Source organism: Clostridium tetani (genome assembly GCF_900167265.1).
GTDB lineage: Bacteria > Bacillota > Clostridia > Clostridiales > Clostridiaceae > Clostridium_G > Clostridium_G tetani.
The window spans coordinates 132469-145791 of sequence record NZ_FUWT01000007.1; the positions used below are offsets into that span (position 1 = coordinate 132469).

Genomic DNA, 13323 nt, shown 5'->3' on the forward strand with positions numbered 1-13323 from the left:
AGCTATATGCATAACTCCTTTATTTTTAACATAATATTTATTTTTTAAAAATGCTTTTAAATGGGAACTTTTTAATTATAGGTGCTTTATAACTATTTTTTGCTACAAGACTTTCGGTAAATATAAGTTTGTCTTCTTTAAACACATTTATACTTCCAACTTTATCTCCTTCATATATATTGTGATTTATTTCATTTGGCACATTAATTTTTACACTATAGTCGGTTCCTTTTTCTGTTGGAATTATAATGTCTTCTTTGCACACAAGGTCTATATTTTTTTTATCCTTTGGAGCCTTAGCTACAACCTCTCCTTTAGAATGTAATTTTTTATATTCATAATTTTTTTTAACATAATTGTTTACTTTTGTTGTCTCCTTCCATCTTCCAGGACAATCTAAAACTACTATTATTACTTCTCTTCCTGAAATATCTACAGAACTTACAAGACACTTTCCCGCTCCTCCTGTATAACCCGTTTTAACTCCTGTAGCATTTGGAAGTTGCCAAAGTATTTTATTTATATTATGATAATCCCTTGAGAAACTGTATTTATCTTTAGTAATATCCTTTGTACTAACTATCTCATGAAATAATGGATGTTTTTTACTTTCTGCTGTAAGTATAGCCAAGTCATATACTGTTGAGTAATGTTCTGCACTATCTAAACCATGAGGTGAACAAAAATGACTATCTATAAGACCTAAACTTGCTGCATATTCATTCATAAGCCTAACAAATTCTTCTTCACTACCAGCTACTCCTTCCGCTATTGCTATTGCTGCATCATTACCAGATCTAAGCATTAATCCGAATAGAAGCTCCTTTAGTGAGATTTCCTCTCCTTTTTTGTATCCTGCAACAGATCCTCTTATTGAAGACGCTTTAGGAGATATTTCTACCATTTTATCTAAATCACCATATTTTAAAGTTACGAGAGCTGTAAGTATTTTAGTGGTACTAGCCATAGGCATAATAACCTCTGAATTTCTTCCTGCCAACACTACTTTAGAATTAGCATCCAAAGCTATATAAGCTCTAGCATTCACATTTAATTTATTTTCTTTTTTATTTAAATGTTGATTTGCTAAAACACTATACGTATTTATATTTATAGTTATTATAAAGCATATAAAATATAAAAGTATTTTTTTTATCTTCACCTACAAATCACCTCTTCTTCTTATTATTTTCTATATAAATTTTATTAATCATGAAATTACTTCCATAGGATGTTTGTATATTTTTTTATTATTAGGACATAATTTCTAATATTACATGGAGGATGAATTTTATGTATATAACTCTTATATTACTATTATCTTTAATTATTCTTTTATTTATCCCTATTCCTATAAAAATTTATATAATATATAACGAAAACACATTATCTTTAAAATTAGGTAATAAAGTATTTTCTTTAGATAGATTAAAATTTGAAAATATTAATAAAACTTCTCCCATTGAAAAAATAAGTAAAAAAGAAAATAATCAAAAGCTTTCCTTTAAAAGTGTATTGGGGTATTTAAAAATCACTCCTTCAAAGCCTAAATTAAAAATTAGCATATACCTAAACTATGGCTTTGAAGATGCCTATATAACTGCTATTTCCTATGGAATATTCTATTCTATTTATCCCTTTATTTTAGGGCTAATAAACTCATGTTTTACTATAAAAAAAGAAAGGCTTCACATAGAACCTCATTTTAATAAAAATATATTTAATTTTGAAATAAAGAGTATATTTTTCATGAGTATAGCTAAAATTATGTATATATATATTTATTTACTTATAAAGTAAAAAGGAGGTTATAACTCGTGGAAAATCATCCAATAGAAAATTTAATGCAAAGTACAATGGAAAACATAAAAAATATGGTAGATGTAAACACCATTGTAGGCAATACAATACTAACCCCTGATGGAGCTTCCATTATACCTATTTCTAAAGTTTCTTTTGGCTTTGCTTCTGGTGGAAGTGAATATAATTCTTCTATTAGTTCAGATTTAGGCAAATATCCTTTTGGTGGAGGTTCAGGAGCAGGTGTGTCATTAAAACCTGTGGCATTTTTATTTATTAAATCTGATTCTGTAAGACTACTACCTGTAGATCAAACCACTCCTTACGATAGAGTAATAGATACAGTACCGCAACTTGTAGATATGTTTAAAGATATGAGTAAAAGTAAAACTTCTTCAAATAATGCTAATAAATCTTCTACTGTCAATGAATAAATTCCCTCATATTTTAAAATATAGCTTTAGGGAATGTTCTCTAAAGCTATATTTTTTATATAATAAATACGATGTTAAACTTCAGCTTAATGAGCCTTCAGAAGAAAATTAAAATTTTTCAGAGCAAAGCAAGTAAAAATGTCATTAATTGTTCATTATTTAAAGGTCTTCCTCTTGAAATTCTTCTAGAAGTTCTTCTAAACTTGGAAGTTCTTTTATACTTTCCAAGCCAAAATGTTTTAAAAATTCTTCTGTGGTACTATATAATATAGGTCTGCCTGGCACATCTAGCCTACCTGTTTCTTTAATTAAACTTTTTTGCAATAAGGTTTGTAGTGCTCTATCACTTTTAACACCTCTGATTTCATCTACATCTACTCTTGTTACAGGTTGCTTATAGGCTACAATGGACAAAGTTTCTAAGGCCGCCTGAGAAAGAGATTGACTACTGTTGGTTTTTAAAAGTTGTTCTATAAAGCAGCTGTTTTCTTCCTTTGTAACTAATTGATATTTTTTTTCTATTTCTATTAGTTTTATACCTCTTTTTTCTATTTCATATTCCCTAATCATTTTCTGTAAAATTTCCTTAGTATCTAAGGTATTTAATTCTATTATTTCACTTATGTCTTTTAAGCCTAAAGGTTCTCCACTAGCAAATAAAAGTGACTCTATTATTGAGAAAAATCTTAGTTCATTCTCTTCATTAATAATATAGTTCATCTGCTTCATTCTCTTCCATCCTCTCTAAGTAAATTTCTTTAAAATTACCTTCTTGAACCACTTTAACTATTTTTATTCTTATTAATTCTAATAGAGCTAAAAAAGTAACTATAACTTCTCCTTTACAACTACATTCTTTACTAATTTGGGAAAAAGAAAGATTTTTATTTTCTATTATTCTGCTTTTTAAATAATTCATTTTGTCTCCTATTTTAAATTCTTCTAACTCTATTTCCTCTGGTATTGTGTTGCTTAGATTTATTTTATCCTTATATTTAGTTATTAGCTCATTATATAAGTTATATAGTTCTAATATGGTTACATCTATAAAAATATCTTTATCCTCTTCCTCTTTTTTTTCAATTATTTCTGGCTTCTTAGAAAATACCGTGAAGCCTTTTTCTAATCTTCCTTTTAAATAACTAGCTACATTTTTAAACTTCTTATATTCTATCAGCTTGTCCAATAATATTTTTTCTGGATTTTCTTCTGATATTTCTTCCTCTTCTTCATCTTGTATCTTAGGAAGTAATTCTCTAGACTTTATTTGAAGGAGTGTGGAAGCTATAACTATAAATTCAGAGGTTACTTCTAAATCCATTTCCTTTAAACTTTCTATGTACTCCATATACTGACCAGTAATTTCTGATATATTTATATTATATATGTCCAATTGATTTTTCTTAATTAAATGAAGTAATAAATCAAAAGGACCCTGAAAGTTTTGTATTTTAATCTGTAATTCCATATAATCGCTCCTGTGTTTTTCTCTTTTAAGTTTTAAAAAATTATATGATAGCCTATTAAAAGACTATCATATTATAAGCTAAACTGCATTATCGAAAATATTTCTAAAATTATGCAAGATATTATCTAATAAACCGGATTTTTTTATGTCTCTATCGGAATATAGTTTAACCTTTCCTATTAATTTATCTCCCACATAAACTTCGCAATGGCCTACTACTTCTCCTTTATTATAGTATTTTTTATCTAAGTTTACTATAGGTTTTTTAGTAATTTTATCTTTAGAACCTCTTTCTACTACAACATCTAGATCTTCTAGTGCCTTAGCTATAAAAAATTTATCTTCACTTTTACCCAACTTCACCTTTTCTACTTCACTATCTCTTTTTATAATATTTTTATTCTCGAATTTGGAGAAACCATAATTCATAAGGTTGGAAGCCTCTTTATTTCTTATTTTATAGTTAGGTGCTCCCATAATTACTGTAAGCACTCTAACTCCATCTCTTACCGCAGTTGCTGATATACAATACTTAGCCTCACTTGTGTAACCTGTTTTTAAGCCATCACAACCTTTAAAAAATCTAACTAATTTGTTGTGATTAACTAATCCTATAGGGCTTTTTCTACCTTCTGAAATAGTTTCCATATATGTTCCAGTATATTTTAATATTGTAGGATGTTTTAAAAGTTCTTTGGACATTAAAGCTATATCATAAGCTGTAGTTATATGACCTTCTTCTGGAAGACCAGAGCAATTTTTAAAATTAGTATTTTTCATACCCAAGGCTTTTGCTCTATCATTCATGGTTTTTACAAAAGCCTCTTCGCTTCCATCTAAGTACTCTGCCATAGCAGTAGCCGCATCATTACCTGAAGCTATAGCTATACCTTTTAATATTTCTTCTACAGTTCTAATTTCCCCTGTATCTAGTAGCATACTACTATTGCCACCTTGACCATTTTTTTTAGCATTTTCACTTACAGTAATTTTATCTGTTAGTTTTATTTTCCCTGAATCTACAGCTTCCATAGCTATTAACATAGTCATAATTTTTGTTACAGAAGCTGGTGGTAACTTCTCATTAGCATTTTTTTCATATATTATCTTACCAGAATTAGGTTCCATTAGTAAAGCTGATGATGCTTCTACTTGTATTTCACCTTTATCTTCTCCCTCTGCTTTTACCCTTATTGGTACTACAGTACACTGGAATATAAAAATTAAAAGAATTGTTAATATAAAAGTCTTTTTATTTTTTATCACGGTTATTCTCTCCTTTCTTCTAAAAATATTTTTCCCCAGCCTTTAAAATTTATCCATTAAAACTAAAAAAATAGATTATCTCATAAAAATAAGATAATCTATTTGGGTAATTAATAATAGCGATGTTTAGCTCAGCAAACGAGTCTTCTTATAAAACAGCAATGTTTAGCGTAGCAAACGAGCCTTCAAAACAAAATTAAAATTTTTCAGAGCAAAACAAAGGAAAATCTCCTTAATTGTTCATTAATCAAACTCTTTCTATTATGCTTCCTACAAGATTTATAAAGGTATTTTTAACTTTATTTGAAGTTTCTATAACTTCTTTATGATTTAAAGGTTGATCTAAAATTCCCGCTGCCATATTAGTTATACAAGATATACCTAAAACCTTCATACCACAATGTTTTGCTGTTATTGCATCTGGTACTGTAGACATACCTACAGCATCTCCACCTAATATTCTCACCATTTTAACTTCTGCTGGAGTTTCATAGGTTGGTCCTGTCATCATACAGTAAACTCCTTTTTCTATGTTCACATTTATATCCTTTGCAATATTTTCCGCTAGTTCAACTAAATCCTTATCATATACATTACTCATATCAGGAAATCTTGGTCCTATTTTTTCGTTGTTTTCACCTATTAATGGATTATTGAAAGCTAGATTTATATGATCTGTTATAATCATAAGATCCCCCGGATTAAAACTCTCATTCACACCACCTGCTGCATTTGTTACCAATAAAGTCTTTGCTCCTAAGTATTTCATTATATGAATAGGCAAAGATAAAATCCCCATAGGATGTCCTTCATAATAGTGAATTCTTCCTTGCATCATTACCACATTTTTTCCTTTATATTTTCCAAAAACATATTGCCCCTTGTGACCTGATACTGTTGATTTTGGCATATTAGGTATATCTTCATATTTTACAACTACTTTATCTTGGATTTCTTCAGCTAAATCCCCTAATCCTGAACCTAATATTACACCTATTTCTGGTACAATATTTATTTTACTTTTTACAAACTCCACACTTTCTAATATTTTTTTTAAATTCATGTTATTTCCTCCTTTGTTATAACTAGTATACTTAAGCTCTAGGATGAGTTTTTTTATAAACCTCAGCTATCTTACTTTTATTAGATATAGTTGAATAGATTTGAGTGGCTGCTAAATCACTATGTCCTAAAAGTTCCTGCACTGATTTCATATCTGCTCCATTTTGCAAAAGATGTACTGCAAAAGAATGTCTTAAAGTATACGAGTTTATGGATTTTTTTATACCTGATATTTTAGCATATTTTTTAACTATTTTCCAAAAACCTTGTCTTGTCATTTGAGTACCTTTTAAATTTAAAAACAGATAATCTAAATTATATATATTAATGTTTGGTCTAACACTTAAATAATCATCTAAACAGTTCACTGCATATGCCCCAATAGGAATAATTCTTTCTTTATTTTTGGATCCTCTGCACTTTATATAAGAGAGTTTTAAATTAACATCAAATACTGTCATATTTAAAAGCTCAGTAACTTTAACCCCTGTAGCATACATAACCTCTAGCATTGCCTTATCTCTTATGCCTTTTTCTTCAGAAATATTTGGAGCATTTAATAAAATATCTACCTCTTCTACTGTTAGTACCTTAGGTATATTTCTTTTAACTTTGGGCAGTTCATAATTTATAACTGGGTCCTCATCTATATAACCTTTTTTGTATAAAAATTTATAGAAATTTCTAATAGACACTACATTTCTCACAATTGAGGAGTTAGCTTTTCTACTCTTTTGAAGAGACTGAACATATGCCATTATTGTAACTTCTTCTACATCTAATATGTCTTCTTCTCTTTCTTTTAAAAAGTCTAAAAATCTATTTACATCTCTTATATAAGCATCTAAAGTATTTTTGCTTAAGCCTTTATCCATAAGGCGGCTTACATACTTGTTAATTAGTTCATCTCTAGTTCTTATATTCAATTTCATCATACCCCTCAAACATATTTACTATCTATAATAATATAATTCAACAAAATCTTGGAAAAACCTCTATATTTTTAAAAATTCATGGAATATATAAATATAATTTTTCAATATACTACTGTTCCTCGTTAATATATTTTGCACTAATATACTATCATTGTGAATATTTTTCCCCTTTAAATAGATAAATAATATATAATCCAGTAATCTAGGTAAAAATTCACCAAACATTAGTAATATTACAAAGGATTTAATTAAATATACTAAAAATTCTATGTACTCTTTTTTATTTTCAATCCAATTCATATTAAAAATGTCCCAATCCCTTCTTAAAATAATATTTTCATTATACTGGGCGTTACATAGGTTTCCATAAAAAAGCCTACAAACATAACACTTATTATAAATATAAAAGATAGGGAATAATATAATATTCTCACTCCTAAGCCTTGCCCAAATGTTTTATTCACTCTTTCTTTTACAAAGTTTAAAGAAAAGTCCATAGCTAATACTGAAGCTACTAATATACAAGATATATATATTATATTTTGAGGTATTAATGCTAAAAGCACCATCCATAATCCTTTTATACCATTGCTGTTTATTAAAAAACTTATAGTAAATCCAAAAGTATATCCTTTTAAAATATCTATTATGAGAATGCCAGGAAGTCCCACTAAAGTCATGCCTAAAAACCATATAATAAAAATAGTCGGGATATTATTTTTTAATATTTGATAAAATACGGTTTTATATTCTATATTATTATTTCCTATGTGATTTATAAAATTATTAAAATAGTTTAAAAGCTCGTTAGAATGAACAGAATTAATATATTTCACACTATAGATCCCAAGCACTATGCCTATAAAAATAAAAAGCAACGTCACCACATATATCCAAAAGTTCTCACGAAAATGATCAGCTAAACTATTGTAAATTTTATCTCTTAACATATTTTTCCCCCTTAGTTATGTAGTATATTTTTATCCTTATTTATTCCTTCCTTTATATTTATGATTTTAATTATAGGTATATGAAATATTTTTTATATTTTAAATTATTTTGTGCATACTACTATTGAGGTGATAATTATGAAAAAAAATTTAAAAGCTAAAACAGTTAATCTGCTTTTATCTGTATTCATTTTAACTGCTCTGGGAGGATGTACGCCTAACAATACTGCTAAGAATAGAAATGTTACACCTCCTCCTAATACTGCCGGGGAAAGAAATAATGATACGACAAATACTGATATGGCCAAAAACAACATAACTGGAGATAACGTAGCCAAAGATAATATGGCTGGAGATTTATATCAAAGATCCACTAAAATTGCAAATGAAGTAGCTAAAATAAAAGGAATTAAAAGCGCAAATGTAGTTATCTCTGACGATAGAGCTCTAATTGGAGTGGATATGGAAAATAACGCTGAAGGTAAGATTACAGATGCTCTTAAATCTCAAGTAGAAAGTACCACTAAGAAAACAGATAACAGAATAAAAACTGTAGCAGTTTCTGCTGATCCAGATATTTTTGAAAGAATCTCTAATGTGGGAACTGGTATACAAGAAGGTAAACCTCTTTCTGAATTTGGAAATGAAATAGAAGAACTCTTTAGAAGAATAATGCCTAAATAAGCATATAAAATTCCTTATGTAAATAAAATTTACATAAGGAATTTTTAAACAATTATAGTTTAAAATAAAAAAGCCCTTTAAGGCTACTTTTAGAAACTAACTTTTTTACTCTCTAATACATGGTAGGTTACATTTCCTGGTATTAGATTTTCTATTATTCTACTATCATCTCTACTATTAGAAATTACTTTTACATCTAATATCTTATCTACATCAAAGTTATATCCTTTATTAGTATATACATCTAAATCACATTCCCTTAAAACATCTGCTAGTTCTTTACTTTCTTCCTGTGAATTTGCAAGTATATTATATATCCATATTTTATCCTTATTTGTTTTTCTCATAGGGAAATAGGATCCTAGAAAGGTTGCCATACAGATTATAATTATTCCTGCAAAAGAATTATTCTTCGCTACCTTTACCAATAGCGTGAGATAAAAAAACTGAGATATAGCATTGCACAATGATGATACTAAATATTTCTCTTTTATCATAAAGAACGTTTTAAATGTTGATATAGTACAATCCAATAGTTTTAATACAAATAGTATTATATAGTTCAATAAACCACCTCTTAATTATAAAATTACACAATTGTTTATTATATCATTCTTTTTTATAAAAATCAATAACTTATTTAAATAAAGTAAAACTGTTAGTAATAGATACCAACAGTTTTACTTTATTTATTTAATTTATACGGTTTTAAAACTTTCTATTAATTCTTTTATATCATCTGATAAACCTTTTAGAATTTCCGCAGAAGATGCTATCTCTTGAAGTCCTGAGGCTTGCTCTTCTGTAGAGGCACTTACTTCTTCTGTACTTGCGGCCGTTTCCTCTGATACAAAAGATACTTTAGCAATTCTAGTGGTAACCTCTTCTTTTATGTTATTTATACTAGCTAATGAATTAGTTGTTTTCTCTATATTTTCATGTAAATTAATTGTTAAATCAAAAATATTTTTAAAGGAGGCTTCTGTAATATTAACACTTTCCTTAGTTACATCATCTAATTTCTTTTCCTCTTCTATATTTAGAGTTATAGATTTAACTTTTAATTCAATTTTATTTAGAATTCCATTTATACTTTCCGTTGCCCTTGAGGATTGTTCTGCAAGATTTCTCACCTCTTCAGCCACTACTGCAAAACCTTTACCTGCTTCTCCAGCATGTGCTGCTTCAATAGATGCATTTAATGCTAGAAGATTGGTCTGCTCAGTGATATCTTGTATATCATTTGCCATATTCATTATATTCTTAATTTCTTCTTCTAAGCTAAAAATTTCTTCATATAAATCATTATTTGATTTTATATTATGATTAAAATTATTTTTTAATGTATTTACTACTCTATTACCTTTTTTTACTTCTTCTGATACTTTATCAGAAGAAGAGCTCATAACACTTGCATTATTAAGAGATATTTTTATTTCATCTCTTAATTTATTTATCCAATTAACACTGTCTTCTAATGTTTTAGATTGTTCTAGAGCACCTTCTGCTATACGTTGTATAGCTTCCGCTACTTCGTCTCCTGCCAAGCTTCCTTCGTCTGTTATAACAGCTAAATCTTCTGCTGATATCTTTAATTTATCTGAGGTATCTTTTATTTCATATATTAAAGAGGATATATTTTCTACCATCTTATTTATAGATCTTTTTATGACTTTTACTTCTAAAATATCATTATCTTTTTCTTCTATTTTCTGTGAAAAATCTCCTGCCCCAAATTTATTCATAAGTTCTGTTAGCTTTTTTATTGCTTTAGAAATATTTCTCAAAAATATGGTAGCGATTAATAAACTTATTCCTAAAAATACTAATCCTAAAATAACATTAGTTGTTTTAGCTTTAGACAATGTAGCTTTCAATTCCTTTTCAGGCACAAGGGTCATTATATGCCAAAGAGTATCTTTATTTTGGATTTTGCAAGCATAATAATTTTCACCTTCTATATCCACATTAGAAACAGCTTTCTTATCCCCTATAATATTATTTGCCCATTTAATATCCTGGACATTTTTACCTATTACTCCTTTATCTTTAGAAACTAATATCTTCCCATTATTATCTATGAGAACTGCAAAGCCATCCTTTCCTATTTTTATATTCTTTACTTTATTAAATAAATCTTCAAGTTCTATGTCTATTCCTGCTACTCCTATAGGTTTATTAGACAAATCTTTTACTACTTTTGCAAAAGTTATAACAAAACTTCCTTTTTTATTTATATCTTCGTAGGGCTCTGTAATAGCAATATTATTTATATCTTTTATGGCACTTTTATACCATGGCCTTTTTCTAGGATCATAATTTTCATCTACTTTATCCGTTGTATAGTGTTTACCAGTAGCTTGTCCTAAATATGTAACACAAATTTCTTTATGATTTTTAGCTAAATTGTTTAAGTTACTTTGAACTAGTTTTTCACTATTTTTGTCTGTAACTAATGTTCTAGAACTATAATCATCAGAAAGTACGTTAATAATTTCACTATTAGTATTTTTAAAGTTTGTTATATCTTCAGATAAACTATACATAGCCTGCGCTACTGAATTCTCAAAGTTCTCTTTAATACTTCGAGATTGATACCTAAAGTTTATTGCGGAAATTACAGTTAAAGGTGTAACTACACATAAAATTATAAATATTATTAGTGTCTTTTTAATTGTTCTATTCTTCATGTCCACATCTCCTTACTATAATATTTGATTATTAAAATTAAATTTTATATTTATATTAGTTTTCATTTTAATACTTAAACATTATATATTGAGTTTTAAAGTTTTTAATTTTTTTTTAAATTATTTTATAATTTTGTTTATATTTATGAAAACTTTACGATGATAATATAGGGGCTAATATTTATAATATCATATTTAAGTTACTTAACAAAATAATATATAAGTTTGCGGAGGTGATAATGTGAGTATTAAAGTCTTAAAACAGTTTATAAAATTCGCAAAAAGGTTTAGTATACCAATAACACCACAGAATTTAAAAAAATATAAAGAAGTTGTAGAATTGGATATTTTTTAAAGCAAACATAAAAAGATTTATTTTTTATGTTGCATCTACATAGAAGGCATTTTTTATATTAAAAAGGAAATACATACCTAATTCTTAGAACGTATTTCCCATTAATAGCTAAATTCCGTTTTATTAAAACTAATGAAACGGAATTTAGCTCTCTAACTTACTTTATTTTTAAGTCTTAATTTATCAGCTACCATAGCTATGAATTCTGAATTTGTGGGTTTACCTTTATCATTATGAATAGTGTATGATGTAGTAATACCAACACTTTGAAGTATTTTATGTATTTAAAATTTGTTGTGTTTTCCTCTAATATTTATTGCTCTATTAATATAATATTCGTAGGCTTATTAATACGAATAAACCTTACATATATATTATACCATTTTGATTACAAAGTAAATAAAGGATTAAATAAAAAATAGCTACATTATATATGTACCTATTATATAGTCCTATTACTCTTTTATAAATCCATTAAATCCTTTATTCTTTAATTCATTTCTTAATTTATCTGCATTATCCTTATCCTTAAAAGCACCTACCTGTACCCTATATAATTTATCATCTTCGATGTCTAAAGTTTTTAATACTATCTCATTTTTAGTTACAACCTTACCATTTTTATACCCTTCAACTCTTACTTTATAATTTGTATTAGGAGAAAATGTATAACCTTCATTTCTTTTATATATTGCCTTAGAACAATTCTTTTCAAGTTTTACATAGTTATCATTAAGAGGATTAATGTCAAAAGCATAACTAGCTTTTTTATCATTATCAATGTAACCGAATATCCTATCTATATCACTTGAAAAATCTCTTATTATTAAGTTGATTGCAGATTTATTATTTAATATAGTTCCTCCACCATCTACAGATATACTTGCTTTTGATGCAGGTTTATATGGGTTAGGTATTACATTTATAGCCTTGCCTATTTCTCTACCTAGTTTAACCCCTCCTACCCAGTTAAAATTATTAACATCTGCCTTGCTATCTATAAAGAACGGCTCTAGTATAATTGCAGGACAACCCACTTTACCATTCATTTCTGCCAAGCCTCTTGTATCGGGCTTAGCACATCTATTAATAAATCCATTCTTCTTTAATACATTGCAAACGTCTAAAGCATAATTCCTTGAAACACTATCTCCTGGTGGGAATATAACTTCTCCACCCATGGCACTATCGGTTATTTTAAAAGCATTTGCATGGCAAGAGATAAATAAATCTGCTCCAAACTCCCTAGCTTTATTAATACTATATGATAAGGAATCTGCTAAACTTCTATTTGCTTCTGGTGGAGTTACGTCTAGTACTTCATATCCCTTTGATTTTAGACTTTCTATAATATATGGCATATATTGCTCTACAGCTTCTATTTCTTTAACAAAACCTTCTGCTCCTAGATCCTTTCCTGTCCTTTGATGACCTCTTCTTATTGCTATTTTAATACTCATTTTACAACACTCCTCTTTATTTTATTTCTCTTTTTACTGTGGTTTGTTTTATCAACTGATTTCCAAATACCGCAACACCTGCTGTAAGTATTCCTTGTATTACTGCATTTGCATTGAGTCCAATTAAAGCTATAGAACCTAATATGCCTACAACTAATAATATCCATGGTATTGTCCAATCTTTAATCTGTTTAGTTTGTTTTAACATTAGTCCCAAAA

General features: G+C 27.8%; 14 protein-coding genes and 1 pseudogene. 3 read left to right on the forward strand and 12 right to left on the reverse strand.

The genetic code is table 11. The annotated features are described in order from the left end of the window. Positions 1-37: 37 nt before the first annotated feature. Positions 38-1156 carry a D-alanyl-D-alanine carboxypeptidase family protein gene (locus tag B5D21_RS07105; RefSeq protein WP_396349699.1) on the reverse strand — a complete coding sequence of 373 codons (1119 nt, stop codon included), beginning with the start codon at positions 1154-1156 and terminating at the stop codon, positions 38-40. 137 nt (positions 1157-1293) lie between these two features. On the opposite strand from B5D21_RS07105, the gene B5D21_RS07110 reads away from it, so the two are divergent. After that, entirely contained in the window at positions 1294-1800 is a 507-nt protein-coding gene (locus B5D21_RS07110; protein WP_035109636.1) for a DUF2953 domain-containing protein, read from the forward strand. 17 nt (positions 1801-1817) lie between these two features. Next, positions 1818-2234 (forward strand): GerW family sporulation protein, encoded by a 417-nt coding sequence (gene ytfJ, locus B5D21_RS07115; protein ID WP_011099738.1) that lies wholly within the window; start codon positions 1818-1820, stop codon positions 2232-2234. A gap of 159 nt (positions 2235-2393) precedes the next feature. Here ytfJ and scpB read toward each other — a convergent pair whose 3' ends face one another. The 6 genes from scpB to spoIIM form a co-directional block, all read right to left on the reverse strand. Then, a complete protein-coding gene (gene scpB, locus B5D21_RS07120) occupies positions 2394-2963 on the reverse strand; it encodes an SMC-Scp complex subunit ScpB (protein WP_011099739.1) in 570 nt (189 codons plus the stop codon). Then, positions 2938-3702, reverse strand: a complete 765-nt coding sequence (locus B5D21_RS07125; protein ID WP_011099740.1) for a segregation/condensation protein A — start codon at positions 3700-3702, stop codon at positions 2938-2940. Before B5D21_RS07125 ends, scpB begins: the two co-directional genes overlap by 26 nt. A 78-nt stretch (positions 3703-3780) precedes the next feature. Then, positions 3781-4965: a D-alanyl-D-alanine carboxypeptidase family protein gene (locus B5D21_RS07130; RefSeq protein WP_078688085.1), complete on the reverse strand. Its 1185-nt coding sequence runs from the start codon at positions 4963-4965 to the stop codon at positions 3781-3783. 250 nt (positions 4966-5215) lie between these two features. Further along, entirely contained in the window at positions 5216-6031 is an 816-nt protein-coding gene (locus B5D21_RS07135) for a purine-nucleoside phosphorylase (protein WP_011099742.1), read from the reverse strand. 31 nt (positions 6032-6062) lie between these two features. Further along, complete coding sequence (gene xerD, locus B5D21_RS07140) at positions 6063-6962, reverse strand: site-specific tyrosine recombinase XerD (protein WP_035109633.1); 900 nt, start codon at positions 6960-6962, stop codon at positions 6063-6065. A 326-nt stretch (positions 6963-7288) separates the two neighbouring features. Then, the gene (gene spoIIM, locus B5D21_RS07150; protein WP_011099744.1) at positions 7289-7915 is read right to left on the reverse strand and encodes a stage II sporulation protein M; all 627 of its coding nucleotides are present in this window, start codon (positions 7913-7915) and stop codon (positions 7289-7291) included. 138 nt (positions 7916-8053) lie between these two features. Between spoIIM and B5D21_RS07155 the strand changes: the two genes are divergently transcribed. Then, entirely contained in the window at positions 8054-8599 is a 546-nt protein-coding gene (locus B5D21_RS07155; protein ID WP_035109630.1) for a YhcN/YlaJ family sporulation lipoprotein, read from the forward strand. A gap of 89 nt (positions 8600-8688) precedes the next feature. On the opposite strand, the gene B5D21_RS07160 is transcribed toward B5D21_RS07155, so the two are convergent. From B5D21_RS07160 to B5D21_RS07180, 5 genes and pseudogenes are all read right to left on the reverse strand, one after another. Further along, on the reverse strand, positions 8689-9165 hold the full coding sequence (locus B5D21_RS07160; RefSeq protein ID WP_011099746.1) for a hypothetical protein: 477 nt from the start codon (positions 9163-9165) through the stop codon (positions 8689-8691). Positions 9166-9297: 132 nt separating this feature from the next. Beyond that, positions 9298-11289: a methyl-accepting chemotaxis protein gene (locus B5D21_RS07165; RefSeq protein WP_035109627.1), complete on the reverse strand. Its 1992-nt coding sequence runs from the start codon at positions 11287-11289 to the stop codon at positions 9298-9300. A 507-nt stretch (positions 11290-11796) separates the two neighbouring features. Further along, positions 11797-11889, reverse strand: a pseudogene (locus tag B5D21_RS07170) (sporulation initiation factor Spo0A C-terminal domain-containing protein); the annotation flags it as partial. Positions 11890-12099: 210 nt separating this feature from the next. Next, positions 12100-13104: an N-acetylmuramoyl-L-alanine amidase gene (locus B5D21_RS07175; RefSeq protein WP_011099748.1), complete on the reverse strand. Its 1005-nt coding sequence runs from the start codon at positions 13102-13104 to the stop codon at positions 12100-12102. Positions 13105-13120: 16 nt separating this feature from the next. After that, positions 13121-13321 carry a phage holin family protein gene (locus tag B5D21_RS07180; protein WP_242848426.1) on the reverse strand — a complete coding sequence of 67 codons (201 nt, stop codon included), beginning with the start codon at positions 13319-13321 and terminating at the stop codon, positions 13121-13123. Positions 13322-13323 lie beyond the last annotated feature (2 nt).

Bases quoted from the DNA above. Each gene is read 5' to 3' on its own strand.
- B5D21_RS07110 (WP_035109636.1), top strand. From the start codon at position 1,294: ATGTATATAACTCTTATATTACTATTATCTTTAATTATTCTTTTATTT.
- B5D21_RS07165 (WP_035109627.1), bottom strand. From the start codon at position 11,289: ATGAAGAATAGAACAATTAAAAAGACACTAATAATATTTATAATTTTA.
- scpB (WP_011099739.1), bottom strand. From the start codon at position 2,963: ATGAAGCAGATGAACTATATTATTAATGAAGAGAATGAACTAAGATTT.
- xerD (WP_035109633.1), bottom strand. From the start codon at position 6,962: ATGAAATTGAATATAAGAACTAGAGATGAACTAATTAACAAGTATGTA.
- spoIIM (WP_011099744.1), bottom strand. From the start codon at position 7,915: ATGTTAAGAGATAAAATTTACAATAGTTTAGCTGATCATTTTCGTGAG.
- B5D21_RS07155 (WP_035109630.1), top strand. From the start codon at position 8,054: ATGAAAAAAAATTTAAAAGCTAAAACAGTTAATCTGCTTTTATCTGTA.
- B5D21_RS07125 (WP_011099740.1), bottom strand. From the start codon at position 3,702: ATGGAATTACAGATTAAAATACAAAACTTTCAGGGTCCTTTTGATTTA.
- B5D21_RS07175 (WP_011099748.1), bottom strand. From the start codon at position 13,104: ATGAGTATTAAAATAGCAATAAGAAGAGGTCATCAAAGGACAGGAAAG.
- B5D21_RS07135 (WP_011099742.1), bottom strand. From the start codon at position 6,031: ATGAATTTAAAAAAAATATTAGAAAGTGTGGAGTTTGTAAAAAGTAAA.